Raw genomic sequence first — 24,282 nt, forward strand, 5'->3', positions numbered from 1 at the left:
CGCACCACCAGGAACTTCAGTGTTGTTCTACTGCGCTGTACAAGGCCGTTCGCCGCGTCGCCGCGTTCGTCCGTTCGTTGACTTGCGGCGAGTTACGCCCCCGAGGCGCCGCACGGCAGCAACTCGCCGCAAGTCAACGTGCTCCTAGAGGCAGGACACGGCCTCTAGGGGTCAGGGGCGGAGGTAGGCGCCGGGACGGTGGTGCGTGAAGGCCGGGGTCGTGGGGTGCATGCCGGGCTCGGGGGACAGGTCGAACACGGTCTGGCGGTCAGGGCCGAACGCATCCGCGGCCTTGTTGAGCGACGCCGGACGGGTGTCGCCCCAGCGGCCGGTGTCCATGCGGCCGAGGAGGGTGCGCAGCGCCACGATCTCCTCGGACGCGGTGAAGGTGCAGTGGTAGCCGCGATCGACGTAGAGCTGCCTCAGCTTCGCCGGGTCGCCCGCTCGCCTGACGCGCTCGGCGTACCACCTCTGATTCTCCACCGGGACGGTGCCGTCGTCGGTCGAGTGCAGGGTGACCACCGGCCAGGGTGTACGGCCGCGGGGAGTCCCGTACCGGTCGAGGTAGGCGACGGCGCGGGGGTCGGCCTGGACGCGCGGCGCCGCGTTGAGGCGTTCGAGATCCTCGCCGAGCTTGAGGCCGGCCTCGCGGTACGCCCGTTTCACCAGGTCCTTCCGGCTGGAGCGGGCGAGGAGGGCCCGGTGGTCGACACCGGTGTTCCAGGACGGGTTCCCGCCCGCGCGGGTCTCGATGTCGGCGCGGTCGGCGCCCCAGAGGCCGCCCCGGTCGTAGTACGCGTAGAAGTACTGCTGCCGTACCTGGTCGGCGACCGATGCGGGGGCGGGCGCCCGGGACGCGTACCGGCCGGGGACGTCCGCCAGCGCGCCGGCGAGGGCGAGGCGGGCGCGTCCGCGAGGGTCGTCCAGAGCCGTGGTGAGCACCTGGCGGGCCTTGGCGGCGTTCGCGTCCGGATCCTTGGCGCGCACCAGTTCCAGGTCCGGCGCGAGCAGCGTCTTGATCGCGTGGTTCGCGTCGAGGGCGCTGTTGAGGTGACCAGTCGTACCGCCGAGCACCCCGCACAGGGAGGCGACACCGGCGAAGCGGCCGGGATGGCGTTCCGCGAGGAGCAGGGCGATGAGCCCACCGGCCGACGCACCCGCCGAGACGGTGCGCCTGGGCTCGCCGACGTTCGCGCCGAACCAGTCGAGCAGGGCGATCTGGTCCCTCAGCCCGGACTCGACCACGCCCCAGCCCTGCACCACGCGGTATTGGGAGGCCGCCAGCGCGTATCCCTGGTCGAGCAGCCACTGCCGTGTGGCCGGGTGGTTCATCAGCGCGATCTCCGAGGGCGGTGGCAGTTCCAGGCCGTACGCGCCGTGGCTCCACAGCAGGAGCGTCCCGTTCCAGCGGCTCGGGACCTCGACCCGGTAGGGAGCCCCGCCGATGTCGCCCTCATGAACCCTCGTGCCGTTCCCGGCACGAACGGGCAGCGCGACCGTGGCGACGGCCACGAACACCATCAGGGGAACGGCAAGACGGACCAGCCGGAGTCGGTGCATGCCCGCACCTTCCCCGAGCCGCCGGACGCACCGCAATCATTTCGGAAATGGTCGAAATGACATAGGTTCCGGCCATGCTCCGGCTCTGGCTCGGCTACGAGGACCTCACCCGGATACGCATCACGCCCGGTCTCTCACCGGTCGGCCAGACCGTGCTGGGCGCCCAGGCGTCGCGCGGGACGGGGCCGGCGCCGCTTCCCGGTTCGTGGCGGTCGCGCACGCGCACCGGACTCACCGGCCCCTCACGGTTCCTTCTCGACCTGGTACCGCCCGGACGCTGCCTCCCCGACTTCCTGACGCCGTACACGCGCGTGCCGGGACTCGAACCGGAGCTCGACGCCGTCGCCTCGACGCCCGTACGGCGGTTGCGCGCCGAGCTGGAGCAGACGTACGGCCCGCGACCGCCGGCGTCGTGGCTGCCCCGCCTCGCCGCCGGGGACGGGGAGACGATGCGGATCCTGATCCGCGGCCTCCGCGATTTCCACCGGGCCGCGCTGGCGGACGCGTGGTCCGAGTTGAGCGCGCACCAGCGCGCCGAGGCCTCGGTGCACGCCCGGAGGATGGCCGGCGGTGGAATCGACGGCCTGCTGGGCGGCCTGCACGACGCCGTTCGCTGGACGCCCCCGGTCCTGGAGATCGAGACCCTGCGCGCCGGCGACGTCCGCCTCCAGGGGCGCGGGCTCGTGATCACCTTCTCGCTCTTCGTCGCGGGACCGCGCGTCCTGGTCACCGCCGACGGCCCGGTGACCGTCGTGCTTCCCGTCCCCAGGCCGTTCACCGGGGCGGGCCGCGCACCCGACGCGCTGCCCAAGGTGCTCGGCCGAACCCGCGCGGCCATGATCGGGCTGCTCGGCGCGGACGGGGAGCTCACGACCGGGACGCTGGCGGCCCGGCTCGGCGTCAGCGCGCCGTCCGCGTCCCAGCACGCCACCTCCTTGCGCGGCGCCGGTCTCATCACCAGCCGCCGCCGGGGCAAGACGGTGCTTCACACGCTGACGCCCCTTGGTGAACGGCTCCTGCACGGCCAAGGCACACGGTCTCGCGGCGGCGGCGACCTGAACGCGGCGCGGGAGTCGTAGCGCGCGGCCGGCAGGCAGCAGACCAGAGCCGATCATGTGATGTCCGATATCGACACCTCGCCCGGCCCGAAGGCGTTGACGGCGTCCGCGGAAGGCGTGGGGACTCACTGGGCGCGGCCGACCGACTCCCCTCCAGGCTCTCCGCCCGGGTCCCCGTCGCCGCCCGGCCGCCGGGATCCGGTGTCCGCCAGACCGCGGATCCGGGTGGCGATCTCGTTCCACATGGGCCTGGGGAGGTCGTGGCCGACGCCGGGCAGGATGGCCAGCCGCGCGCCGGGGATGCGTGCCGCCGTCCTGCGGGCGGCGGCGGGCCGGATCAGGGGGTCGCCGTCACCGTGCATCACCAGCGTGGGCACGGCGATCGAGGTGATCGGGGGGCCGTGCCACTGCGCGCCGATCTGGCGGCTCTGCGCCTGCGGGTCGTGGATGCCGGTGTCGGCGACGCGTTGGGACGTCTCCCGCGCCGCACGTTCGTCGAACGGATGGCCGGGCGAGGCGCAGAGGCGGGCAACGGCGACGCCGGCTTCGATGGCGCCCTCCGGGGTGTCGGGGAAGTCCAGGCGGGCGAGCTTGGCGAGGGTGCCCATCCGCAGGTAGCGGAGGGTGCCCAGGCCCGCGGTGTCACCGGGGACGGCGGACATCGAGGTCAGCGTGCGGACTCGGCCCGGATGCCGTAGCGCGACGCGCTGGGCGATGGCTCCGCCGAGCGACTGGCCGAACAGGTGCGCCGAACGCCACCCCAGGGCGTCGAGGACGGCGATCGCGTCATCGGCCATGTCCTCGGCGGTGTAGGCGGTCCCGCGCTTGCCGAACAGCGCGGCGAAGGGGTTGCCGGTGGCGGTCGGCGGCAGGTGCGTCGACTCGCCGGCGTCGCGCTGGTCATAGCGGGCCACGGCGAACCCCTGCGCCGCCAGCGTCTCGCACAGTCCGTCCGGAATCCATTGGCGGGACGCTCCGAGTCCCATGATCAAGAGGAGGGGCTCTCCGTCGCCGCCCGTGACCAGCCGGTCGTAGGCCAGCCGAACTCCCTCGTTCTCGGCCCAGCGGACCGGCGTCCATACGTTCGTCGACGACACGCTCATGCCACCTCCCGATTACTGCGATCGCTGTTCGCAGTATCAGCATAGGCCATGAACCTCGGGGACGACACGGAGGGACTACACGGGACATAGGCCCGGACGGGCAGAGGCCCGCACGGTACAGGGGTCCGTACGGGACAGGGGTCCGTACGGGACAGGGGTCCGTACGGGACAGGGGCGCCGCCGGGCACGGCGCGCCACTCGGATTGAAGTTCGTAGCACGAACTAATATGGTTCGCAGTACGAACAGATTCCTGAGGGGCTCGGTCATGAGGCGTACCGTCCCGGCCACCGGAGGGCAGCGGGCGGCGAAACACCGAGGTCTCGGCGTGGGCGGCGCCGTCCGGCCGTGGCCCTCGAACGAAAGGCAGGCCAATGTCCGTACAAGACATCGTCTTCGGCTTCGGTGCGCATACCAGCGTCGAAGACGTTCCGGAACTGCTGCGCCTGGCCCGGCAGGCCGACCGTGACGGGCTCGACGTCTTCTCGCTGTCGGACCATCCCTACTTCGGCGGGCGCCTGGACGCGTACGCCGCGATCGGCTTCATCCTCGGGCGCACGGAGCGCGTCGCCGGCCTCGCCAACGTCACCAACCTGCCGACCCGGCCCGCTCCGATGCTGGCGCGGACGGTGACGTCGCTGTCGGCCCTCTCCGGCGGACGCGTCGTGCTGGGCATGGGCGCGGGCGGGTTGTGGGACCGGATCTCCGACATGGGGGTGCCGCGCCTCTCACCGGGCGAGGCCGTGGACGCCTTCGAGGAGGCGATCGTCCTGGTCAAGAAGCTGTCGGGCGGCGGCCCGCCGGTCACCTACCGGGGTCGCCACCACCAGGTCGACCGGATCGAGCCGGCTCCCGTGCCCGCGCCCCCGGTCTGGACCGGATCGGTCGGCCCGAAATCGCTGGCGGCCACCGGGCGGGTGGCCGACGGCTGGATCCCCGGCCACGCGGCGGACTGGCTCAGCGAACGGTACCGGTCGTCGCGTCCGGTCATCGACGAGGCGGCCGCCGGCGCCGGACGCGATCCCCGCGAGATCCGCACGATCTTCAATTTCCCCGGCCTCATCTCCGACCGGCCGCTGGCCGCCACACGTGACGGCGACGGCCGCTGGATCGGCGGCTCCGCCGCTCAGTGGGCCGAGGAACTGACCGGGGCCGTACTGGAGCATGGCGCGTCGGGCTTCATCCTCTTCCCGCCCGGTCGCGCCGAGCACGACGACCTCTCCCTCGGACGCTGGGCCAAGGAGATCGTCCCGGCCGTACGCGAGGCGATCGCGAAGGCTCACCCGGTGGCGCCCGCGCGTTGACTTGCGGCGAGTTGCCGTCTCGGGGCCGCGTACGGCGACAACTCTCCGCAAGGCAACGTGTGGCGGGGGCGCGCGGGCGGCGGGGCGGGGTCAGCGGCGCGGGGCGGGGCCGGCCGAGGGGCTGGGGAGATGGGTCGGGGGCGCCGGCTTGCCGGTCGGCGGCGGCGGGGTGGTGTAGACGGGCGGGCGGGGGACGTCGCCGCAGTACTTGAGATGTTCGGCGCCCGTGGTGAGGTGGTTGGTGGGCAGGTAGTCGGCCCCGGCTTGGAGCTGGAGGTCCATCCAGCCGATGTGGTTCGCCCTGGCGCAGTCGTCCAGGCCGGGCGGGCAGTAGGTGAAGTCGCCGTTGGAGTCGTTGTCGCCCATGAAGGGGTTGTCACCGCCGAACGGCTTGCCGCTGGCGAGCCAGTCGGAGCGGAACTCGCCGTCGGGGCCGCCCCATATCCGGACCTTGAGGCCGGCGTCGTGGACCTCCTGGACGAGCCGGGTGAACGCGGCCTTCTCGTCGGCGTTGAGGTTGGCGTTCGGGGAGACGCACTCCTTGAAGCTGCCGTTCAGGACGGAGACGCGCTGGGCGTACGCGTGGTCGTAGTGCGGGCTGCCGGGGTCGAGCCGCGGCGGGATACGGCAGTCGTCGAAGTCGGTGGAGAAGGTGACGTTCGGCGGCGCGTCGACGACCTTCCTCAGCTCGGCCTCGTCCCCGGTGGTGGCGTCGGTGGCCAGCACGACCTGGACGCCGGGCGGGAGGTCCGCGATCTCCTTGAGGATCTCGTCGTACGCGGCGCTCTTGGGCTTGCTCTTGACCTCGATGAAGATCTGGAACGGCTCGGTGCGGCCCGGGTAGATCGCGCCCTGCCGCCGGGCCCGCTCGATCAGCGGGTCGACGTACTTGTCTCGGAGGGTGCCGACCTTGGCGGTGTCCTGGTCGTGCTTGAGCTTCAGCTCGCCGTCCTCCCACCAGACATCGGCCTCCACGCTGGTCGCTCCGTTGTTGAGCGAGTCGGTCAGCGGCCTTCTGTTCTGGTAGTCGTTGTGCGCGTTCAGGCGGTCGACCCAGGATGCGTTCGGATTGCGCCGGCAGACCGGTTTGGGGATCGGTGGCTTGGTCGGGCGGGTGGGCGACGGCGCGGCGAGAGTGCCGGTCTGCCGCCGGTCGCCGTCCGGCCCGTTCAGCGGGCAGGCGCCGTCACCGGTGACGCGGCAGATCGCGGCGGCGCAGCCGCGGACGACGGTCGCACCGACATCGGAGGTGGAGACGGCGGCGGCGATCGCGGCGATCAGCAGGACGACCGCGATGTACTCGATGGACCCGGCCCCCCGGTCGTGGCTTTCCACCCAGAGATGATCATCCCGGACGCCCGGCGGCTCCAGGGTCCCGGGACCCTGATCCGGGCCTGGAGATCCGGGCTGCGGGCCCAGCCGGAAAGGGGCCAGGCTCGGTGAAGGCCGGGGTGGGGGCCCCGGCCTTCGTGCTCTCGCGAGGTCAGCCCTTCCGCGCGGGCAGGATGCGCTTCACGGCCAGACCGGCGGACACGAGCGTGAAGAGGGCCAGGCCCAGCCACAGGGCCTGGACACCCATCCAGGGGGACGCGGCCGCGGCGCCGCCGAACCCGGCGGCGACGCCACCGATGGGGGGCGTGTTGTACATGGATCACCACTTCCTTTCTTTTCGCCAGGCGGCCTGCCAGAAGGCACGGGCCTGGACGATCTGGAGAAAGACGTCGAAGACCATCTCGACGACGATCGTGCCCGCGAGGGCCATCTGGAGCGTTCCGCGCCGGCGCACGGTCACCACCCGCTCCAGCATGAAGATCACCGTGATGCCCGCCCAGAGCGGGCTGATCTGGATGCCGCCGAGCCAGATGACCGAGTAGGCCAGCGACAGCAGATAGGCCGTGATCACCACGATGCCGACCAGCGACAGCAGCTGCCGTCCCCAGTAGGGCCGCGTGATCGGGGTCCAGCCGTAGTCGATGAGGTTCTCCAGGGCGCCGCGCTTCCAGCGCAGCCGCTGCCTGGCCAGGTCCCCCCAGGTCGGCATCACCTCGGTGGTGAGCGTGCACTCCCTGGGGCACAGGATCCGGAAGCCGAGGTGGAGGATCGCGAGGGTCAGCTCGTTGTCCTCGGTCAGCACCCGGACGTCGTAGACGTGCGGCAGGCCGGGCAGCGTCCGCTCCCGGCGGGCGGCGACCACCTCCTGCAGCGTCTGGGCGCGGAAGATGGTGGCCGTGCCGGTCAGCACCAGCGCCTTGCCCTGCAGCCGCCGTACGTCCCGCGCGTACCGGGCGTACTCGTTGCGCTGGAACATGCCGACCGCGCCACCGCCGGGCTTGCCGGTGAACGTGCCGCCGACCGCCGCGTAGCGGCCCCCGGCCAGGTGGTCGAGCCCGTGGCGGATGAACCCCGGGTCGAGCGCCGAGTCCGCGTCCATGACCATGATCGCGTCCAGCGGCCCGAAGATCGGCAGCAGCCGGTCCAGCACCTGGTTGAGGGCGCCGGCCTTCTTGTGCCGGTTGTCCCGGGTGCCGACGATCTCGACGCCGCAGAGCTGGGCGAGCGCGGCCGTGGCGTCGGTGCAGTTGTCGGCGATCACCACGATCTGGTCCGGCGGCCGTTCCTGCCGCCGCAGCGAGGCGATCGTCTCGGTGATCTGCTTGGCCTCGTTGTGGGCCGGGATCAGCACCGTCACCCTCATGTCGGCGACGTCCACCGGCGGCAGCCCGCGCTTGCCGTCCTTGTCGCGTACGGGTTCCGGGCGGGGCTCGGGCTCGCGCCGGATCACGTCGGGGACGGTCACCGTGGGGGAGGCCCCGGCCGACCCCCAGGCCGCGGGGAACGCCAGATGGCCCGGCGCGGCCGTCCCCCGCATGGCGGGCACGGGCGGCGCGGCGTGCACGCTCCGGGCGAACCGCTGCGGCCTCCGGCAGGGTACTGATCCGGCGTCGGCCGGCAGGGACGAGGACTTCACCAGGACGTCACGTGCTCTCCGCTGCGCCGGGACGCAGAAGGCGCCCGTACGCGATGACGTTGTCGACGTAGTGCCCGGTGGCGCGGTCGAACCGGCCGCCACACGTGATCAGCCGGATCGCGGCGTACCCGGGGTCGCCGTAGACCCTCCGCGTCGGGAATCCGTTCTTGCTGGCACGTTCCACCGAGTCGATCCGGAACGCGGCGGTACGCCCGTCGGCGCGCGCCACGTTCACCCGGTCCCCCGGCCGCAGCTCCCCCAGCCGGTAGAAGACGGCCGGCCCCCGGGCCGTGTCGACATGCCCGATGATCACCGCCGCGCCCCGGCTTCCGGGAGCCGCCCCCGGCCGGTACCACCCGGCCTCCCGGGCCCTGCTCAACGGCGGCACCTCGACGGTCCGGTCCGGGTTCTTGGCCAGCGGCATCAGCGGCGTACGGACACCGATCCGCGGGATCTCCAGCCGTACCGGCGCCGAACGCGGCAGCACGGCCGCGCCGCCGGTGCCCGTTCCGGCCGCCTCGGGGACGGACGCGTCCGGTGCGGGCACCGGCGGCGCGGCCGTGACGGCGGGTCCTCCCTGGAAGGCCTGCACGGCGAAGGCCGTCGCCGCGACCACACCCCCCAGAGCGACGGCGGCGGCCGGCCAGGCGCGCGAGCGCCGACCACGACGCTCCAGGGATCGCGCCATCGCCCCTCCGACCTCGACCTTGGGATGCCATCGCCACCAACGGCGGCGTCGCTGCACGGTATATCCAGATCAGAGGCATTTGAGCCAGATGTGACGTAAATCCGCAGGTGAGCAAGGTGAAGCGCATGCGTCGTGACGGTGTACTCACCCCCGTCCCCACCACGCTCGGCGCCACCGCCGCAGGCCAGCCCGCTCCCCACTCCCACTCAGAGGGCTTCTGACCTGTACAAACCTCGCAACAGCCCTGGTCGCGCCCCCGCACGACCTGCACGGCGACGCGACCGGAAGCCCGGTGGTCTACAAAGATCACTGTCCGAATGCGGCCTTCGATCCCACCCGGAATGGCTCTCACCAGCCCCGCCACACCGACCAGGCCCCATGGACCATGGAGGCCAGCAGAGACGGGGGCGACATCGTGGGGCTCCTTCTCGGGCGCCGGGATGGCGTCAGCGGTCGTCAACGGGCTCGTCGGCCCGCCGCCCGTCCGCCGGGCGCCCGTCCCCGGACTGCCGCACGTCGGCGCCGATCCGTGCGAGGAAGGCGCGGGCCTCGTCCCCGAAGACGGCCATCCGCTCCAGACCGGACCACCGCTTCCGGTAAAGGCCGATTTCCTCCGGGTCGCTGACCTTCAGGTCGGCGTGCACGGTTTCGGTCATGACCAGCGCGCCACCGTCCTCGCCCTCGCCGTGCTCGACGAGCACGAATCCGTGCGCGGGGATGGTCGCGGCCTCGGTCCCCTGGGGGATGAGCCCGATGGAGACATTCCCCAGGGTGCTCAGCGAGGCGACACGGTCGAGCTGGGCGAGCAGCAGCCCCGGGGAACCCGGGCGCCAGCGCAGTGCCGACTCCGTGAGGAGGAACCGGAACGTCCTGCCCTCGTCGAACAGGACGAGCTGGCGGTCCATATGCGCCCTCAGGACGTTGGGCAGCTCCGACGGCGAGCAGGGCGGCTCGGCGAGCATGAGAACGCGGCGGGCGTACTCCGCCGTCTGGAGCAGTCCCGGGATCATGGACGGCTGGTGAACGAGGATCCGCCGGGCGGCCCTCTCCACGCCGCGAAGATCGTCCTGCGGAAGGGGGCGCCCGCGCGATGCGGTGTCCGGCGCGCGCACCTCGGTGAAGACCGATTCGGTCAGGGCGACCAGGAGGTCCCTCGTCTCCCTGGTCGCGCCCGTGGCGTCGGCCCAGGCGAGCACCTCGGGGACGGAGGGGAGCTTGGAGCCCGACTCGATCCGCGACACCGTCGGCTGGCTGAGCCCGATCCGCTGGGCCAGTTCCCGTCCCGAGATCCCGGCCAGATCGCGGACCCGTCTCAGCTCGGCGGCCAGTCGCCGGCGCCTGTCCGCGCCGGACCCGCTCTCCACGCCCCCCGCCATGCCCCCACCACGCGCTGATTCAAAACGATTCAGTTCCCCGGACGAGTACAGCAGGGCCGCGCTTCGCATGTCAACCGGTTATTCGCGGCCCCCACGGCGGAAAGTCAGTTGACGCGGACCTGGGCTGCGATTCAGTCTGATTCATGACGGTGCGGCAAGAAGGGGACCCTCCGCGGGTGCGGGGGCGCCGCCGCCCGCACCCGACCAGCTGGAGCGGAGATGACCAACGCACGTTCGACCCCGCTGCACCGGACCATCCTCGCCGTGGACATCGAGGGGTCCACGGGCAGCACCGACCCCGTCAAGGCGCGCCTGCGGGCCGCCCTCTACGAGCTGCTCGAGTCCGCCCTGCTCGCGGCGGGGATCGACCGGCGCCACCACGATCCCCTCATCGACCGGGGGGACGGCGCCCTGACGCTGATCCGTCCCGTGGACCGGGCCCCCAAGACCGTGCTGCTCGACACCGTCGTCCCTGCTCTCGGCAGGCTGCTCGCGGGACACAACGCGCGCCGTCCGGCCGACCGGTTCCGGCTGCGTGCCGTGGTGCACGCGGGCGAGGTCCTGTACGACGGGCGCGGGTGCTTCGGTGAATCGCTCGACGTCGCGTTCCGGCTGCTGGACGACGAACGGGTGAAACGGGCCCTGCGGCGGTCCCGCGAACCCCTGGTGCTCGTGACCTCGGACGACATCTACCGGTCCATCATCCGGCACGGGTACGAGGGCATCGATCCGGACACCTACGCACCCTGCGTTCAGCTCGAGGTGGGCGGGCGGACGCACCAGGGCTGGCTGCGCACCACCGAGACCGTGGCCGCGGTCAAGGGGCGCGAGCGTCCGGTCATGGCTCCGGTGATCAGCCTGGACGGCTACCGGCGCCACGCCTGACCTGGGGACGGGCCCTGGCGGCCCTGACGCCCGGAAAGGCCCGGCCCTGCGGGGGCATGGGGACGGGCCTTTCCGGGTACTCTCGCTGATCATCGAGAAGGGAGCGCAAATGGGGGACAACGCGCCGGTCGACCTCGAACGGCTGGGCTGGCAGGCCCTGTCCTCGACCCCGGAGGAGGCCACCGTGTTCTACGAGCGCGTTCTCGACGACACGGTCGTGATGCTCCTTCCGGGCGGCATGATGCTCGACGACCGGACGAAGATCCTGAAGTCCATGGCGGGTCAGCCCTGGTCCTCGTACGAGCTGGACGACGTCCGGGCCCTCTCCCCCACCCCCGACACCGCGATCGTCACGTACGGCGTCACCGCGCGCAGGGACGGGATGCCCGACTACTCCGCCCTGGTCAGTAGCGGGTACGTGCGGCGCGAGGACGGCTGGAAGATGACCTTCCACCAGCAGACGCCGCGCTGACCTCACCCCGAGGCTCCGGCGGGCGGAGGGAACCCGTCGGCCCTGGTGTTGTGCGCGGCGCGGATCAGCCAGCGGCCCCCCGCCTTCGTCATGACCAGGGTGACGAGCCCCCGCCGGTCCTCGGGTCCGGCCGAGCCGGACGGGACGTGCCCGGGCCAGGACCAGGCGGTGTGGACGATCGCGACGTCCGGCGTCACCGCCTGGACGCCGACGACGTCCTGCGTGTAGTTCCCCTTCTGCGCGAGGACGGGGGCGGGGACGTCCTTGTGCCCCGCCACGTTCTCCGCGCGCGTCCTCCACCAGATGCCCTGGTGGGTGATGAAGTCGCAGTCCTCGGTGAAGAGGGCGCCCCAGCCGTCCATCTCGTGCCGGATCCACAGGTCGGTGTACCGCGCCAGCACATCCCTGATCTCGCGCTCATCGGCTTCGTTCATGCTCTCGATCCTGCGACCTCGACCTTGGTCGAGGTCAAGCGGCGGAACCCCATGGCTACCTTGGTCGGCCGCCCTACCGGCTCTGGTCGGCGAAACGTCGACCAAGGGCCGAATCGCCGGGTGACCGGTGACTCCTAGCGTCGCCGCATGCGAACGTTCACGGCCCGTCCCCCGGCCCGCCTCCTGCCCGTGCTCGGGCTCCTCGTGCTGTCACCGATGTGCGCGGAGTACCTGGTCGGGTACGACACGAGCACCGGTGACCCGCTCGCGCTGCTGGGCGGCCTGCTGCTGCTCGCACCGTTGTACGGGGCGCCCGCCGTGCTCATCCGGGAGGTCGCGCGCCGTTCCGGGATGCGCTGGCCGGGCGTCGTCGCGCTGGCGCTGGCCTTCGCCGTCCTCCAGGCGGGGGCGGTGGACCAGTCGATGTTCAGCGAGTCGTACCGGGACATCGAGTTCTGGGACGACATGGTCCGGCCGACCTTCGTCCCCTCGCTGGGCATCGCCGCGTACACGACCCTGTCGTTCCTCGCGGGTCACGTGATCTGGAGCTACGGGGCGCCGATCGCGCTGGCCGAGTCGCTGTCCCCGCGGCTCGCCGGGCGGCCGTGGCTCCGCGGGCCCGGGCTGGTGCTGATGGTCCTCCTCTACCTCGCCTCGGCCGCGCTGATCCTCGTCGATCACCTGCGGACGCAGTCCGACCACGCCACCCCGGCGCAGCTGACCGGCGCGCTGGTGGCCGTCGCGGCGCTGGCCGCGTTCGCCGCGACCGCGGGACGGCGCCGCCCGGCGCGTACGGACGCGGCCGTGCCGCCGGCGCCGGCCCTCGCGGCGGCGGCGCTGGTCGCGGCGCTGGGGTTCCAGTTCCTCCCGACGACCTGGCCGGGCGTCGCGGGCGGCGCCGCGATCCTGGCCGCGAGCACGGCCGTCCTCGTCCGCCTCACCCGTTCCGTACGCTGGCGGGCGACGCACACCGCCGCGCTCGCGACGGGCGTCCTGGTCGCGAACGCGATCGTCGGGTTCCTCGCGCAGCCGCTGGGCGAGGTGTCCCCCGCGGCGAAGTACGCGCACAACACCGCTTTCCTCGCGGGCGCCGTCCTGCTCGGGCTGTGGGCCGCGCGGCGGGCGGCCCAGGACCGCGGGCCGGTCCTGGACCGCCGGTGAGCGCGGACGGTCAGCGTCGTCGGGGGGCTCCCCGGGGATCGCGCAGCAGGAAGAGTTCGGCCCATTGCCGGGCGTTCAGGTCCTTCGGCAGGGACGCGGGGCCGATCCGGTGCCCGCGCGCCCAGGCCGCGACCTCGCGCCTCGGGAGTTCGGGCGCCGCGGCGGCGATGATCCGGGGGAGGCCGCGTCCCCTGCCGGTGAAGACGCGGTGCACGAGGTCCTGGTACGGCTCGCGCTCGGCCCGGTCGATCAGCGGCGGAGCCCTCCGCGTGATGGTCATCAGCCCGCCGTCGACGCCCGGCCGGGGCCGGAACGCCGTGGACGGGACCCGGCGGTGGAGGACGAAGTCGTACCAGGGCCACCACTGCGCCGTCATCATCGTGGCTCCGCCGACCCCGGCCCGGCGCCGCGCGACCTCCCACTGGACGAGCAGCACGGCGTCGGTCCAGCCCGGTGAGCGGAGGATCCGCCGGAGCATGGCGGTCGTCTGGTGGAAGGGCAGGTTCCCGACCAGCACATGGGGTGTGGCGGGTGCCCGGTAGCGCAGGAAGTCGGCGTTGACGACGGAGGTCGAGGAGCCGGTACGGCGGTCCAGCCGGGCGGCCCGGCGGCCGTCGATCTCGACTCCGGTCAGCCGCCTCCCCAGCTTCTCCAGGGGCAGCGTCAGCGCGCCGTCCCCGGGGCCGATCTCGATGATGGGCCCGTCGGTGCGGGCGACGATGTCCACGATGCCGTCGATCGTGGGGGTGTCGATGAGGAAGTTCTGGCCGAACTCATGCCGGCCATGGTGGTACGTGGGCAAGGATTCTCCGCGGCTTCGTGGCGAAGCCGGGCAGCACGAATGCGCCGCTCGGCGATGACTCGCAGAAGCGGCGGCGCGTGAAATGGATCAGGCCGCCGCTATGAGCGGCGCAGCCGTATCATCGCAACCCCTGCACTCGTGGCTATCCCTGCACACACTGACACGGAGGGCACGTTAGCCGTCCCGCGCCTTCCGTCCAACAGGTTTTCCGGCCGGAACGGACGGCGCGGCGCGCTCGTCGTACTGGGAGACGGCACGCGCGGGGAGGCGGTATGGGTCGCGGCGGGGTTCCGCACGACAGGTCCGGGCAGCTCAAGCAGATCGAGAGCGGGCTGCTGCCGGGAGAGCAGATCATCGCCGTGTACGACGCGGTGGGCGCCGGCACCGGGTTCATCGGGCTGACCGACCGGCGGGTGATCATCCAGGACAAGTCGTTCGTGGGCAAGCGGATGGCGATCACCAGCATCCCCTACTCGCGGATCAGCTCGGTGAGCGTGGTGAGCAACAAGTCGTTCGCCGGTTCGTTCTTCTCCAGCGGGGCGATCGCGATCCACGTGGGCACCCAGCTGTACGAGGTGGAGTTCCGGGGCGAGGACAAGACCCACCACGTGCACAACGTGATCATGCATCACATCTCGCTCTGACCTCGGTCATCGCCGGTCCGCCGGAAAAACGGCGTACCGGCGTGGTACTCCTGCCGGAACCCAAGATCAACAAAGCTCTGGCGGTGAGGCATGACGAAGACCGAGAAGGACCCGGGCGCCGCCGCGGCGCTCGCGGAGAGCCCACCGGAATGGCTCGCGCGGCTGCGGGCCGACCCCGGCCCGGCCGCGCTCGGCATCACCTGGCTGGACGCCGGCGACATCCGCGCGGACGGCGGGGAGGACGAGACCGTCTTCGACGGGATCATGCACAGCCGGGCGACCCGGGAGTACATCGACCGGCACCGCCCCCACATGGTGCGGGTCGCGTCGGGCCCGGGGTACGTGGGCGGGTTCGGCCTTGAGCACGAGGCGGCCTGGTACGTCGACACCCGCGAACCGGACCGGCCGCTGCTCGCCCCGAACGTCACCTATCCGCCCTTCCTGTGGATTCCCGCCGAGGAGGCCAGTACGGAGGGGATGCGGCGGGCGATGGAGGGGCTGTTCCCGTCCACGAAGCCCGTGCGCGCCACGCTGCCCAAGACGTCCCGGGGGTTCATGGGGTACGCCGACCAGATGAGGGTGCCGAACGTCTACAGCGGCGAGTTCGTCCCCATCGACGGCCTGGAACTCGACCGGTACTACACGATGAACACCTTCACCGAGGGGATGTCGTGGGGGAGCGTCGTCGCCGACGATCCGTACCCCGACGAGCACCTCGGCCCGGTCACCATGGGGGTGGTGCACCGGGATTACCTGAAGCAGAGCCCCGGGGTCCCGTCGATGACCTGGCGGACCGCGGCCTCCGGCTCGTACCTGGGCATCGAGGCGCACGGCGGGCGGCTCCTCGTCGCCGAGGCCCGGTACCGGCCCAGCCCCGACCACGGCGTCATCGAGCGGATGAACGCCGAGTTCGGGTGCACCTTCCCCGTCGACCTCCCGGTGGACGTGGTGGGCGCGCTGATCGGTTTCGACTTCCGGCCGCTGGACCTGTGGGAACGGGAGCTGGCGGTCGAGGAGGACCCCGGCCACATCCTCGGCAAGATGGAGATCGCGCTGGCGCTGGCCCACGGGGACCTCGACGCGGTCGACCGGCTCCGGCCGTACTTCTCGCACGGCGATCCGCCCATCCGGGTGCACCTGCTGAACTTCGCGCTGCGCTACAACCTGGAGTTCCTGATGGAGGAACACGCGCTGACCGAGACCGAGACGGAGATCGCCGACCAGATTCACGCGATCCTCGACCGGGGCACCGGCGACGGGCATCCCGACCTCTTCGAGGAAGGCGCCGCCTGGGACGACGAGGACGACGAGGACGAGGAGGACGGCGATGAGTGAGGCGCCCGGCGGGAACTGGACCGGCGGGACGCTGCCCGCCGGCACCTCGTCCGCGAGCGTGTTCGCCCACGCCGCCGGCGCGGGCTGGGTGCTGGAGAACGACATGCCGCGCACCGTCACCGGCCCCCGCTGCTGGACGTGGCGGGCTCCCGAGGGCCAGGCCAGCCTGGTCGAGGACCATCGGACCGGCCTCCGCCACGTGGAGGCCCAGCCCGCGCCGTTCGCCGAGCGGCTGGTCGCCGAGCTGCGCCTGGAACGCGGCCCCGAGCTGGTGGAACGGGCCCGTACCGCCGCCGACCCGCTGGAACGCATGCGGGCGCTGCAGGCGCTGGACTTCCAGCAGCACAGTGCCGCCATGGTGGCGGCGGAGACGGCGCCCGAGGACCCGGACTCGCCCGGCCACGCCCTGCTGCCGGACACCGCTCCCCATCTGGAGGCGTTCGAACGCGGGCTGGACGACCCCGTGCCGGGCGTGCGCCGCGCCGCGGTCGGCGGCCTCGCCTACAGCGTGTGGCCGGGCTCCCGGGAGATCCTGCGCCGCCGCCGCGGCGACCTGCCCGCGTTCGCCGAGCTGATCGACCAGCGGCTGGACGCCGAACTCCCCCGGATCAACACCGCCTGACCGCGCGAGGGCCCGGACCGGCGGCCGGTCCGGGCCCTCGCGCAGGCCGGGCGGGTCAGAAGGACTCGTCGAACGAGACGCTGCCCTCCACGCCGATCTGGTAGGCCGAGACCCGCCGTTCGAAGAAGTTGGACAGTTCCTGCACGTCCTGCAACTCCATGAACGTGAACGGGTTGGCCGTCCCGTAGCGCGCGGGCAGCCCGAGCCGGGCGAGGCGCTGGTCGGCCACGTACTGGAGGTAGCGGCGCATGTCCTCGGCGCTCATGCCGGGCAGGCCGTCCCCGCACAGGTCGCGGGCGAACTCCAGCTCGGCCTCCACCGCCTCCTCCATCATCCGGGTGACCTGCGCGGTCATCTCCGTGTCGAACAGCCCGGGCTCCTCCGCCCGTACGGTGTCCACGACGGAGAACGCGAAGTCCATGTGCATGCTCTCGTCCCGGAAGACCCAGTTGGTGCCGGACGCGAGCCCGTTGAGGAGCCCCCGCGAACGGAGCCAGTAGACGTACGCGAACGCCCCGTAGAAGAACAGTCCCTCGATGCACGCGGCGAAGCAGATGAGGTTGAGCAGGAACGACCGGCGGTCGGCCGCGGAGCGCAGCTCGTCCAGGCCCCCGATGGAGTCGATCCAGCGGAAGCAGAACTCCGCCTTGGCCTTGATCGAGGGGATGTGCTCGATCGCGTCGAACGCCCGCGCCCGCTCGTCCGCGTCGGGCAGGTAGGTGTCCAGCAGGGTCAGGTAGAACTGGACGTGCACGGCCTCCTCGAACAGCTGCCGCGACAGGTAGAGGCGGGCCTCCGGCGCGTTGAGGTGCTTGTAGAGGTTGAGCACGAGGTTGTTGGCCACGATCGAGTCGCCGGTGGCGAAGAACGCGACCAGCCGGTTCACCAGGTGCGTCTCCGCCGGGGTGAGCCGGGCCAGGTCGGACAGGTCGGAGGCCAGATCGACCTCCTCCACCGTCCAGGTGTTGCGGATCGCGGCGCGGTAGCGCTCGTAGAAGTCGGGGTAGCGCATGGGCCGCAGCGTCAGGTCCATGCCGGGGTCGAGCAGGCTCACTGGCACGCCTCGCAGGTCTCGGGGTTCTCCAGGGAGCACATGACGGCGTCCTCGGAGGCGGCGGCCGGGGTGACCGTCGTCTGGGTGATCCGGGTCGCCGGGCGGGAACGCAGGTAGTACGTCGTCTTGAGGCCGCTGCGCCAGGCGTAGGCGTACATCGAGGAGAGCTTGCCGATGGTCGGCGTCTCCATGAACAGGTTGAGCGACTGGCTCTGGTCGATGTACGGCGTCCGGGCCGCGGCCAGGTCGATGAGGGCCTTCTGCGGCAGCTCCCAGGCGGTGCGGTACAGCTCGCGCAGCTCGGCGGGCAGGCCGGTGAGGCCCTGGACGGAGCCGTTCGCCCGCTTGATCGCGTCCCGGACGGCGGGCGTCCACAGCCCCCGTTCCTTCAGGTCGGCGACCAGGTAGCCGTTGATCTGGAGGAACTCGCCCGACAGCGTCTCGCGCTTGAACAGGTTGGACACCTGCGGCTCGATGCACTCGTAGCAGCCGGCGATGGACGCGATCGTCGCGGTCGGCGCGATCGCGATCAGCAGCGAGTTGCGCAGCCCGACCTCGGCGACGCGGGCGCGCAGGGCGTCCCACTCGGCGGTACGGGCGGGGGCCGCGTCCGGGAAGTGGTCCACGTGCAGGGCGCCGCGGGCGGTCCGGGTGCGCGCGTACTCGGGCAGGGGCCCCAGCTCGGCCGCGAGGTCGGCCGACGCCCCGTACGCGGCGAGCGCGATCTCCTCGGCGATCCGGGTGGACAGCTCCCGGGCCTCCGCCGAGTCGAACGGCAGGCGCAGCTTGAAGAACACGTCGGCCAGGCCCATCACGCCCAGCCCGACCGGCCGCCACCGCCGGTTGGCGCCCGCGGCCTCCTCGGTCGGGTAGAAACCGCGGTCGATCGTCCGGTCCAGGAAGCGGACGGCGGTGCGCACCGTGGCGCGCAGCCGCGCCCAGTCCATGCCGTCCGCCGGGTCACGGGGCGCCCCGTCGGGGTGCGGCCGGGTGTGCGCGGCCAGGTTGATCGAACCGAGGTTGCACACGGCGGTCTCGGTGTCGCCGGTGACCTCCAGGATCTCGGTGCAGAGGTTGGACAGGTGCACCACGCGGCCCGGCTCGGCGGTCTGGTTGCAGGCCCGGTTGGCGGCGTCCTTGAACGTCATCCAGCCGTTGCCGGTCTCGGCGAGCGTCCGCATCATCCGCCCGTACAGCCGCCGTGCCTGGACCTGCCGGACGTACCGGCCCTCGCCCTCGGCCCTGCGGTAGGCCGCGTCGAACTCCGCGCCCCACAGGTCGACCAGCTCGGGGACCTCCTTGGGGTCGAACAGCGACCAGGTCCCGTCGGCCTCCACCCGCCGCATGAACTCGTCCGGGATCCAGTTGGCGAGGTTGAGGTTGTGGGTGCGGCGCGCCTCCTCCCCGGTGTTGTCGCGCAGCTCCAGGAACTCCTCGATGTCGGCGTGCCACGGCTCCAGGTAGACGCAGGCCGCCCCCTTGCGCCGCCCGCCCTGGTTGACGGCGGCGACCGAGGAGTCGAGCGTGCGCAGCCACGGGACGACGCCGTTGGAGTGGCCGTTGGTGCCCTTGATCAGCGACCCGCGCGAGCGGACCCTGCTCCACGAGACCCCGATGCCGCCCGAGTACTTGCTGAGCCGGGCGATCTGGCCGTACCGCTCGTAGATGGACTCCAGCTCGTCGCGCGGGGAGTCGAGCAGGAAGCACGACGACAGCTGGGGACGGCGGGCCGCCGAGTTGAACAGCGTGGGCGAGCTGGGCAGGTAGGACAGGGTGCTGAGCAGCCCGTACAGCTCCGCGGCGTCCTCGACCGTGTCGGCGAGCCCGCACGCCACCCGCAGGAGGAAGAACTGGGGGCGCTCCAGCACCCGGCGCGTCCGCGGATGGCGCAGCAGGTAGCGGTCGTGGAGCGTGCGCAGCCCGAAGTACTCGAACCGGTCGTCGGCGGCCTCGTCCACCAGCGCGTCCAGGGCCGCGGCGTTGGCGGCGACGAACGCGGCGGGCCCGTCGGCCAGCAGCCCCTCCCGGTGCGAGGCGGCGACCGACTCCGCGAACGTGCGGACGCCCTCCGCGGCGGCCTCGTCCGCGATCTCCAGGCTCAGCAGCCTGGCCGCGACCTTCGAGTACGCCGGTTCCGTGGCCACCAGGGCGGCGGCCTCGGCGATGGCCTGCCCGCGCGCCTCCCCGCCGTCCCGTACGGCCGCCAGGACGCGGCCCGGGTCGGCGTCCGGCAGTCCCGCGCAGGCCCGCTCGACCTCCTCGGCAAGTGCCCGTGGCGGTGCGGCGAGTGTCTGTGTCACGTGCTCTCTCCCTCGCGAGCTTCCCCGCGGGACGGGCACGGCAGCGCACGGCACAAGGCACAGGGCACCGCCCGCCGCCTCCCGCGGGGCATGGACGATCTTCGGTGCGGGCAGGTCTTCGGACTCGCGGGCCCCGCGCCTCCCGAGGAGGCGCGACCTACTGGCCGTCGCTTCCCGGCGCGCCTCGGCGCGCCAGTGCTCATGACGGCGGTCGTTCCCGCTCACCGCTGCGGGGCAGTCCCGGACTTGGCGGCGCCGATGGCCTCGGCGGAGCCGCACCGGGTTCCCTCTTACGACGCCCGCGCCGCCGTCGGCGCGGGGCGAACCAGCACGAGGCAAGACCCTACATCTAGATGATCGCGTTCGCTGACAACACAACATGTTGGGCATGTCACGTGCCTACCCCGGGGGAGGTATAGAGATCATCCACCGGGGGTGGGACGATGGAGCGGCCATGTCCCCGCACCCGCCGTTCCGCACCTCGCGCGCCGTCGCCTTCGCCACCGTCTGCGTGACGCTGGCGACCCTGGGCCACGTCCTGACCTCCTCCAAGGAGGTCCCGGTCTGGGCGGTCGCCACGGGCTTCGGCGGGGTGCTGGCGGTGACGCTGGCGCTGGCGGGACACGAACGCTCGCTGGCCACCATCCTGGGCGGGCTGCTCGGCGGCCAGTTCCTCCTGCACGGCCTGTACGCGGGCGCGACGGCGGAGCCGGTCACCGCCGGCCACCACGGGCCCGCCACCATCACCGTCACCGGGCACGACACGAGCGTGGGCATGACGTTCGCCCACGTGGCGGCGGCCCTGGTGTCGGCCTGGTGGCTGCGGCGCGGCGAACGGGCCGCCTGGTCGCTGGCCCGCCGGATCGCCGACCTGGCCGACCGCCCGGTCCGCGCCCTGCTCGCCCTCGCCCTGGCCGAACCGGCCGCGCCGCCCGCCCGTACGCCCCCGGTGGCGGCCCCGGCCGCGCCGGTCACCGCGATCGGAGTCCTGCGGCACCAGGTCGTACGGAGGGGCCCGCCCGCGCGTACGGAGGCGCTCGCCCACCGCTGATCCCCGCGAGCGCCGCAGGTCACCGGACGCCGACCTCGTCCGGACCCCTCGTACGCTCGAACGGAGATCGACCATGCCCATGATCCGGCATGCCCGCAGATTCGCGGCCGTCGGTTCACTGACCGCGGTCTCGGTGGCCGGCCTGGCCACCGGCGCCGCCGCGCACGTCACCGCCAACCCGTCCACCGCCGAGCAGGGCTCGTTCACCAAGGTGTCCTTCCGGGTGCCGAACGAGCGCGACAACGCCGCCACCACCCAGGTACGGATCACCCTGCCCGCCGAGCACCCGATCGAGCACCTCTCGGTCCGGCAGGTCCCCGGCTGGACGGTCAAGGTGGAGAAGGCGAAGCTCGCGACCCCGGTGAAGACCGAGGGCGGCGAACTGACCGAGGCCGTCTCCACCATCACCTGGTCCGGAGGCGAGATCGAGGCCGGCCGCTTCCAGGAGTTCGACGTCTCCATGGGCCCGCTGCCCAGCGGCGTCGGCCGGATGCTCTTCAAGGCCGAGCAGACCTACTCCAACGACGAGATCGTGAAGTGGGACCAGGACCCGGGGAACGGCGGCGCCGAACCGGAGCACCCCGCCCCTTCGCTTACCCTCACCCCGAAGGGCGCCGCGCCCGCCCCGTCCGGGAACGCCACCGTCCCCGTGGCGGCCACCTCCGCCGACGACGGCACGGCCCGGCTCCTGGGCGGACTGGGGCTGGCCGCCGGAGTACTCGGAGTCGGCGTCGGCGGCTTCGGCCTCGCCCGTTCAAGGAGGAACGCATGAGAGCACCGACCCGCGCCGGACTGGCGGGCGCCCTCGCGGCGGCGACCCTGACCTTGGGCGCCGTCCCCGCCTCGGCCCACACCGCCCTGAAGTCGTCCGACCCGAAGGACGGCGCCGAGATCGCCTCGCCCAGCGAGATCGTGCTGACCTACAACGAGAACGTCCGGGTCCCCCGGGTGGCGCTCACCGGCCCGGACGGCAACAGGTACGAGGCCGGCGCCGCGAAGGCGGTCGACACCAAGGTCACCCAGCCGGTGAACGGGACCCTGCCGAACGGCACCTACACCGTCGGATGGCGCGTCGTCTCCGTGGACGGCCACCCGGTCACGGGCACGTTCAAGTTCACCGTGAAGGGCTCGGACCCGGCCTCGACCCCGTCCTCACCCGGCGAGCGGACCGCCCCCGTGGGCGACGCCGCCGCGTCCCCGACGGCGCCCGCGTCCCCGTCCACGGCGGCCGAGAGTTCGGAGAGCACCTCGTCCGGCTGGTGGTGGATCGGCCTCGGCGCCCTGGTCATCGCGCTCGTGGCCGGCGGCGTCTCCTGGGCCCGCCGCGGCTCCAGCGAGACCTGACCTCCCCGCCTGTCCCGGCGGCGGGCCCCGTCCCGCCGCCGGAAGGGCGCCGGGTGTGGTGGCGAAGTGCCGCGCACGTGGGCGCTCAGCAGGCGATACGCGCCCATACCCACTTGCCGCGCGGCTCGGTCACCCGTACCCCGCACGCGGCCGAGAGCGCCTGAACGATCGGCAGCCCCCACCCGCCCGTGCCGTCGTCGTGCCCCGGATCGAGCGCGCGCGGATCGGCGCCCAGTTCCTCCAAGGTCAGTTCCCTGACCGGAGTGACCGCGGGCATCGCGTCGGAGGAATCCCAGACCGCCAGCAGCACGGCCATGGGTTCCCGCGTGAACCTGATCCTGATCTCCGCGTCCGGCGTGCTCTCCACCGCGTTGGCGATCAATTCGCCGGCGACCAGGCAGACATCGGCGGCGATACGCCCCATCCCCCAGTCGGTCAGGCGCAATTCGATCAAGGATCGCGCCCACCCCGGCGCCGTCCGCGCCGCCAGAAATGCGATGTCCATTTCGCCGGAAATACCAGCCTCGACACCCATTTCACCCACTCCCTTCCCATCCTTTTCCCAGGACAAGAATGGCCAGGCCGGGCTACGTTATCGCCATTCCCGAGAACCTCGGGAACTCCGAAAGCACCCCGAGCGAGGAAGGCGATCATGAACGAATCTCCCGACCCGAGGTCGTCGATGTGGAACTGGATCGCCCACCACCTGCGGTTTCTTCGCCGCGAGCACGGGTGGTCGGGCGACCGTCTTGCGCAGCTCCTCAACTGCGCTCGCTCGAGCATTTCCAGACTCGAGAACGGGAAGGCCACGCTGGCGCCAGACCAGGCGGAAAAGATCGACGCCGAGTGGAAGACGGGCGGCATCTTCTCGATCATGGTCTACTACGCCACTTACGCCAGCGATCCCGACTGGTACAAGGCGCACCTGGAACTGGAGGCGCAGGCGTCCATACTCAAGCTCTACGAACTGAGCGTGGTGCCGGGTCTCCTTCAGAACGAGGAGTACGCCCGCGCGCTGTTCCTGTCCTTCGGAGTGAAGGACGTGGACGGCCAGGTGGCCAAGCGGATGGAGCGGCAGAAGAGGCTGACCCGACCCGGCGCGCCCATGCTGTGGGTCCTGCTCGCGGAGCCCGTGCTGGAGTGGCAGGTGGGAGGGCCTGACGTCCTCTACCGCCAACTCGCGCGGCTCCTGGAGATATCACACTGGCCCAACGCGAGCATTCGTGTCGTACCCAAGACCGCAGGCGCCCACCCCGGCCTCCCGGGTGCCTTCAAAATCATGAAGGTGGGCAGGAGCGATCTTGTCTACACAGAAGCCGTGGGCGGTGGGAGACTGGCCCGAGGAACATCGGAAGTCGAGACCTTCCTGAACCGATTCGACCACATCGGCGCCAAGGCCCTCCCCGAGGACGCCACCCGCAGGTTGATCGAGAAGACCATGGAGGCCATCCGCAATGATCCAGTGGCGTAAGTCCAGCTACAGCCAGGGCTTGGAGAACAGCGACTGCGTGGAGGTCGCGAACCTACCCGAGCTGATCGGCATACGCGACAGCAAAGCCCCCAACACCGGCCACCTCACCCTTACCCCCGCCACCTTTACCCTCCTCCTCACCCGGCTCAAGCAGGACCAGCCAGGTCTCTGAGCCACCACCCCAGAGACATCAAGGGGACGTCATGGCCGCACCGGTATGGCGCAAGAGCAGCAGGTCAACTGAGGGCACCACCGGCGACTGCGTCGAACTCGCCGACCTCTCCGGACTGATCGGCGTACGCGACAGCAAAGCCCCCAACACCGGCCACCTCACCCTCACCCCCGCCACCTTCGGCAACCTCCTCACCCACCTCAAGCAGAACGGCTCCACAGCGCCAGACACACGTTGACTTGCGGCGAGTTGCTGCCCCCAGGACCCCCACAGCGACAACTCGCCGCAAGTCAACGGACGGGTGGGCCGTCAAGAACGGCAGGCCCTACCTCCCGGCCGGGATGGTGAAGACGACCCTGACCTTGCGGACCGGCAACGCCTGGGTGCACGTGTGGGCCTACCACGCGCTCGTGCCGCACACCCTTATCGACACCTCGCACATCACCCACGTCTTCAAGATCAGGTAAGCGGGCCGGTGAC

Annotated in this window: 27 protein-coding genes and 1 riboswitch; of the genes, 15 read left to right on the forward strand and 12 right to left on the reverse strand. The window is 71.8% G+C overall.

The window, feature by feature from the left end:
• Window positions 1-171: 171 nt before the first annotated feature.
• On the reverse strand, window positions 172-1,560 hold the full coding sequence (locus tag IW256_RS30215; protein WP_197014187.1) for a prolyl oligopeptidase family serine peptidase: 1,389 nt from the start codon (window positions 1,558-1,560) through the stop codon (window positions 172-174).
• 74 nt (window positions 1,561-1,634) lie between these two features.
• On the opposite strand from IW256_RS30215, the gene IW256_RS30220 reads away from it, so the two are divergent.
• Window positions 1,635-2,639: an ArsR/SmtB family transcription factor gene (locus IW256_RS30220; RefSeq protein WP_197014188.1), complete on the forward strand. Its 1,005-nt coding sequence runs from the start codon at window positions 1,635-1,637 to the stop codon at window positions 2,637-2,639.
• Window positions 2,640-2,743: 104 nt separating this feature from the next.
• Here the strand turns inward: IW256_RS30220 and IW256_RS30225 are convergent, their stop codons facing one another.
• The gene (locus IW256_RS30225) at window positions 2,744-3,721 is read right to left on the reverse strand and encodes an alpha/beta fold hydrolase (RefSeq protein ID WP_197014189.1); all 978 of its coding nucleotides are present in this window, start codon (window positions 3,719-3,721) and stop codon (window positions 2,744-2,746) included.
• Window positions 3,722-4,093: 372 nt separating this feature from the next.
• Here IW256_RS30225 and IW256_RS30230 point away from each other — a divergent pair, with 372 nt between their 5' ends.
• Window positions 4,094-5,023: an LLM class flavin-dependent oxidoreductase gene (locus IW256_RS30230; RefSeq protein ID WP_197014190.1), complete on the forward strand. Its 930-nt coding sequence runs from the start codon at window positions 4,094-4,096 to the stop codon at window positions 5,021-5,023.
• A 90-nt stretch (window positions 5,024-5,113) separates the two neighbouring features.
• Here IW256_RS30230 and IW256_RS30235 read toward each other — a convergent pair whose 3' ends face one another.
• The 5 genes from IW256_RS30235 to IW256_RS30255 form a co-directional block, all read right to left on the reverse strand.
• The gene (locus IW256_RS30235) at window positions 5,114-6,358 is read right to left on the reverse strand and encodes a PI-PLC domain-containing protein (protein ID WP_197014191.1); all 1,245 of its coding nucleotides are present in this window, start codon (window positions 6,356-6,358) and stop codon (window positions 5,114-5,116) included.
• 148 nt (window positions 6,359-6,506) lie between these two features.
• Window positions 6,507-6,671 (reverse strand): hypothetical protein, encoded by a 165-nt coding sequence (locus IW256_RS30240; protein WP_197014192.1) that lies wholly within the window; start codon window positions 6,669-6,671, stop codon window positions 6,507-6,509.
• A 3-nt stretch (window positions 6,672-6,674) separates the two neighbouring features.
• Window positions 6,675-7,892, reverse strand: a complete 1,218-nt coding sequence (locus tag IW256_RS30245) for a glycosyltransferase family 2 protein (RefSeq protein ID WP_197014193.1) — start codon at window positions 7,890-7,892, stop codon at window positions 6,675-6,677.
• 106 nt (window positions 7,893-7,998) lie between these two features.
• A complete protein-coding gene (locus IW256_RS30250; RefSeq protein ID WP_197014194.1) occupies window positions 7,999-8,679 on the reverse strand; it encodes a class F sortase in 681 nt (226 codons plus the stop codon).
• A gap of 446 nt (window positions 8,680-9,125) precedes the next feature.
• Window positions 9,126-10,055, reverse strand: coding sequence for a helix-turn-helix domain-containing protein (locus IW256_RS30255; RefSeq protein WP_197014195.1), 930 nt, complete (start codon window positions 10,053-10,055; stop codon window positions 9,126-9,128).
• A 219-nt stretch (window positions 10,056-10,274) separates the two neighbouring features.
• Between IW256_RS30255 and IW256_RS30260 the strand changes: the two genes are divergently transcribed.
• Both IW256_RS30260 and IW256_RS30265 read left to right on the forward strand, forming a co-directional pair.
• A complete protein-coding gene (locus IW256_RS30260; protein ID WP_197014196.1) occupies window positions 10,275-10,940 on the forward strand; it encodes a hypothetical protein in 666 nt (221 codons plus the stop codon).
• Between the two features lie 109 nt (window positions 10,941-11,049).
• Window positions 11,050-11,412, forward strand: a complete 363-nt coding sequence (locus IW256_RS30265; RefSeq protein ID WP_197014197.1) for a nuclear transport factor 2 family protein — start codon at window positions 11,050-11,052, stop codon at window positions 11,410-11,412.
• A gap of 2 nt (window positions 11,413-11,414) precedes the next feature.
• On the opposite strand, the gene IW256_RS30270 is transcribed toward IW256_RS30265, so the two are convergent.
• Window positions 11,415-11,846, reverse strand: a complete 432-nt coding sequence (locus IW256_RS30270; RefSeq protein WP_197014198.1) for a YybH family protein — start codon at window positions 11,844-11,846, stop codon at window positions 11,415-11,417.
• 147 nt (window positions 11,847-11,993) lie between these two features.
• Between IW256_RS30270 and IW256_RS30275 the strand changes: the two genes are divergently transcribed.
• A complete protein-coding gene (locus tag IW256_RS30275; RefSeq protein WP_197014199.1) occupies window positions 11,994-13,007 on the forward strand; it encodes a hypothetical protein in 1,014 nt (337 codons plus the stop codon).
• Between the two features lie 10 nt (window positions 13,008-13,017).
• Here the strand turns inward: IW256_RS30275 and erm are convergent, their stop codons facing one another.
• Window positions 13,018-13,809 (reverse strand): 23S ribosomal RNA methyltransferase Erm, encoded by a 792-nt coding sequence (gene erm, locus IW256_RS30280; RefSeq protein ID WP_197014200.1) that lies wholly within the window; start codon window positions 13,807-13,809, stop codon window positions 13,018-13,020.
• A gap of 272 nt (window positions 13,810-14,081) precedes the next feature.
• Between erm and IW256_RS30285 the strand changes: the two genes are divergently transcribed.
• The 3 genes from IW256_RS30285 to IW256_RS30295 all read left to right on the forward strand — a co-directional run bounded on the left by IW256_RS30285 (window position 14,082) and on the right by IW256_RS30295 (window position 16,410).
• Window positions 14,082-14,453, forward strand: coding sequence for a PH domain-containing protein (locus IW256_RS30285; protein WP_197014201.1), 372 nt, complete (start codon window positions 14,082-14,084; stop codon window positions 14,451-14,453).
• 90 nt (window positions 14,454-14,543) lie between these two features.
• The gene (locus IW256_RS30290) at window positions 14,544-15,788 is read left to right on the forward strand and encodes a hypothetical protein (protein WP_197014202.1); all 1,245 of its coding nucleotides are present in this window, start codon (window positions 14,544-14,546) and stop codon (window positions 15,786-15,788) included.
• Entirely contained in the window at window positions 15,781-16,410 is a 630-nt protein-coding gene (locus IW256_RS30295) for a hypothetical protein (RefSeq protein ID WP_197014203.1), read from the forward strand. Before IW256_RS30290 ends, IW256_RS30295 begins: the two co-directional genes overlap by 8 nt.
• Before the next feature lie 55 nt (window positions 16,411-16,465).
• Here IW256_RS30295 and IW256_RS30300 read toward each other — a convergent pair whose 3' ends face one another.
• Both IW256_RS30300 and IW256_RS30305 read right to left on the reverse strand, forming a co-directional pair.
• A complete protein-coding gene (locus IW256_RS30300; protein ID WP_307829207.1) occupies window positions 16,466-17,464 on the reverse strand; it encodes a ribonucleotide-diphosphate reductase subunit beta in 999 nt (332 codons plus the stop codon).
• A complete protein-coding gene (locus IW256_RS30305) occupies window positions 17,461-19,764 on the reverse strand; it encodes a ribonucleoside-diphosphate reductase subunit alpha (protein ID WP_197014204.1) in 2,304 nt (767 codons plus the stop codon). Before IW256_RS30305 ends, IW256_RS30300 begins: the two co-directional genes overlap by 4 nt.
• A 92-nt stretch (window positions 19,765-19,856) precedes the next feature.
• Window positions 19,857-20,109: riboswitch (cobalamin riboswitch) on the reverse strand.
• Window positions 20,110-20,218: 109 nt separating this feature from the next.
• On the opposite strand from IW256_RS30305, the gene IW256_RS30310 reads away from it, so the two are divergent.
• The 3 genes from IW256_RS30310 (at window position 20,219) to IW256_RS30320 (ending at window position 22,159) form a co-directional block, all read left to right on the forward strand.
• Window positions 20,219-20,815, forward strand: a complete 597-nt coding sequence (locus IW256_RS30310; RefSeq protein ID WP_197014205.1) for an MFS transporter — start codon at window positions 20,219-20,221, stop codon at window positions 20,813-20,815.
• 73 nt (window positions 20,816-20,888) lie between these two features.
• Window positions 20,889-21,587 (forward strand): YcnI family copper-binding membrane protein, encoded by a 699-nt coding sequence (locus IW256_RS30315; RefSeq protein ID WP_269217954.1) that lies wholly within the window; start codon window positions 20,889-20,891, stop codon window positions 21,585-21,587.
• Window positions 21,584-22,159 (forward strand): copper resistance CopC family protein, encoded by a 576-nt coding sequence (locus IW256_RS30320; protein WP_197014206.1) that lies wholly within the window; start codon window positions 21,584-21,586, stop codon window positions 22,157-22,159. Before IW256_RS30315 ends, IW256_RS30320 begins: the two co-directional genes overlap by 4 nt.
• Window positions 22,160-22,244: 85 nt before the next feature.
• Here IW256_RS30320 and IW256_RS30325 read toward each other — a convergent pair whose 3' ends face one another.
• The gene (locus IW256_RS30325) at window positions 22,245-22,694 is read right to left on the reverse strand and encodes an ATP-binding protein (RefSeq protein WP_197014207.1); all 450 of its coding nucleotides are present in this window, start codon (window positions 22,692-22,694) and stop codon (window positions 22,245-22,247) included.
• A 117-nt stretch (window positions 22,695-22,811) separates the two neighbouring features.
• Here IW256_RS30325 and IW256_RS30330 point away from each other — a divergent pair, with 117 nt between their 5' ends.
• The 4 genes from IW256_RS30330 to IW256_RS42415 all read left to right on the forward strand — a co-directional run bounded on the left by IW256_RS30330 (window position 22,812) and on the right by IW256_RS42415 (window position 24,269).
• Complete coding sequence (locus tag IW256_RS30330; RefSeq protein WP_197014208.1) at window positions 22,812-23,630, forward strand: helix-turn-helix domain-containing protein; 819 nt, start codon at window positions 22,812-22,814, stop codon at window positions 23,628-23,630.
• Complete coding sequence (locus IW256_RS30335) at window positions 23,614-23,802, forward strand: DUF397 domain-containing protein (RefSeq protein ID WP_197014209.1); 189 nt, start codon at window positions 23,614-23,616, stop codon at window positions 23,800-23,802. Before IW256_RS30330 ends, IW256_RS30335 begins: the two co-directional genes overlap by 17 nt.
• A 31-nt stretch (window positions 23,803-23,833) precedes the next feature.
• The gene (locus IW256_RS30340) at window positions 23,834-24,040 is read left to right on the forward strand and encodes a DUF397 domain-containing protein (RefSeq protein ID WP_197014210.1); all 207 of its coding nucleotides are present in this window, start codon (window positions 23,834-23,836) and stop codon (window positions 24,038-24,040) included.
• 103 nt (window positions 24,041-24,143) lie between these two features.
• Entirely contained in the window at window positions 24,144-24,269 is a 126-nt protein-coding gene (locus IW256_RS42415) for a hypothetical protein (protein ID WP_269217955.1), read from the forward strand.
• Window positions 24,270-24,282 lie beyond the last annotated feature (13 nt).

It is taken from the genome of Actinomadura viridis, from assembly GCF_015751755.1.
Taxonomy (GTDB): Bacteria; Actinomycetota; Actinomycetes; order Streptosporangiales; family Streptosporangiaceae; genus Spirillospora; species Spirillospora viridis.

Excerpts from the sequence above, each read along its gene's own strand:
- IW256_RS30215 (WP_197014187.1), bottom strand. The coding sequence starts at position 1,560 with ATGCACCGACTCCGGCTGGTCCGTCTTGCCGTTCCCCTGATGGTGTTC.
- IW256_RS30220 (WP_197014188.1), top strand. The coding sequence starts at position 1,635 with ATGCTCCGGCTCTGGCTCGGCTACGAGGACCTCACCCGGATACGCATC.
- IW256_RS30225 (WP_197014189.1), bottom strand. The coding sequence starts at position 3,721 with ATGAGCGTGTCGTCGACGAACGTATGGACGCCGGTCCGCTGGGCCGAG.
- IW256_RS30230 (WP_197014190.1), top strand. The coding sequence starts at position 4,094 with ATGTCCGTACAAGACATCGTCTTCGGCTTCGGTGCGCATACCAGCGTC.
- IW256_RS30240 (WP_197014192.1), bottom strand. The coding sequence starts at position 6,671 with ATGTACAACACGCCCCCCATCGGTGGCGTCGCCGCCGGGTTCGGCGGC.
- IW256_RS30245 (WP_197014193.1), bottom strand. The coding sequence starts at position 7,892 with ATGCGGGGGACGGCCGCGCCGGGCCATCTGGCGTTCCCCGCGGCCTGG.
- IW256_RS30250 (WP_197014194.1), bottom strand. The coding sequence starts at position 8,679 with ATGGCGCGATCCCTGGAGCGTCGTGGTCGGCGCTCGCGCGCCTGGCCG.
- IW256_RS30255 (WP_197014195.1), bottom strand. The coding sequence starts at position 10,055 with ATGGCGGGGGGCGTGGAGAGCGGGTCCGGCGCGGACAGGCGCCGGCGA.
- IW256_RS30260 (WP_197014196.1), top strand. The coding sequence starts at position 10,275 with ATGACCAACGCACGTTCGACCCCGCTGCACCGGACCATCCTCGCCGTG.
- IW256_RS30265 (WP_197014197.1), top strand. The coding sequence starts at position 11,050 with ATGGGGGACAACGCGCCGGTCGACCTCGAACGGCTGGGCTGGCAGGCC.
- IW256_RS30270 (WP_197014198.1), bottom strand. The coding sequence starts at position 11,846 with ATGAACGAAGCCGATGAGCGCGAGATCAGGGATGTGCTGGCGCGGTAC.
- IW256_RS30275 (WP_197014199.1), top strand. The coding sequence starts at position 11,994 with ATGCGAACGTTCACGGCCCGTCCCCCGGCCCGCCTCCTGCCCGTGCTC.
- IW256_RS30285 (WP_197014201.1), top strand. The coding sequence starts at position 14,082 with ATGGGTCGCGGCGGGGTTCCGCACGACAGGTCCGGGCAGCTCAAGCAG.
- IW256_RS30290 (WP_197014202.1), top strand. The coding sequence starts at position 14,544 with ATGACGAAGACCGAGAAGGACCCGGGCGCCGCCGCGGCGCTCGCGGAG.
- IW256_RS30295 (WP_197014203.1), top strand. The coding sequence starts at position 15,781 with ATGAGTGAGGCGCCCGGCGGGAACTGGACCGGCGGGACGCTGCCCGCC.
- IW256_RS30310 (WP_197014205.1), top strand. The coding sequence starts at position 20,219 with ATGTCCCCGCACCCGCCGTTCCGCACCTCGCGCGCCGTCGCCTTCGCC.
- IW256_RS30315 (WP_269217954.1), top strand. The coding sequence starts at position 20,889 with ATGCCCATGATCCGGCATGCCCGCAGATTCGCGGCCGTCGGTTCACTG.
- IW256_RS30320 (WP_197014206.1), top strand. The coding sequence starts at position 21,584 with ATGAGAGCACCGACCCGCGCCGGACTGGCGGGCGCCCTCGCGGCGGCG.
- IW256_RS30325 (WP_197014207.1), bottom strand. The coding sequence starts at position 22,694 with ATGGGTGTCGAGGCTGGTATTTCCGGCGAAATGGACATCGCATTTCTG.
- IW256_RS30330 (WP_197014208.1), top strand. The coding sequence starts at position 22,812 with ATGAACGAATCTCCCGACCCGAGGTCGTCGATGTGGAACTGGATCGCC.
- IW256_RS30335 (WP_197014209.1), top strand. The coding sequence starts at position 23,614 with ATGATCCAGTGGCGTAAGTCCAGCTACAGCCAGGGCTTGGAGAACAGC.
- IW256_RS30340 (WP_197014210.1), top strand. The coding sequence starts at position 23,834 with ATGGCCGCACCGGTATGGCGCAAGAGCAGCAGGTCAACTGAGGGCACC.
- IW256_RS42415 (WP_269217955.1), top strand. The coding sequence starts at position 24,144 with ATGGTGAAGACGACCCTGACCTTGCGGACCGGCAACGCCTGGGTGCAC.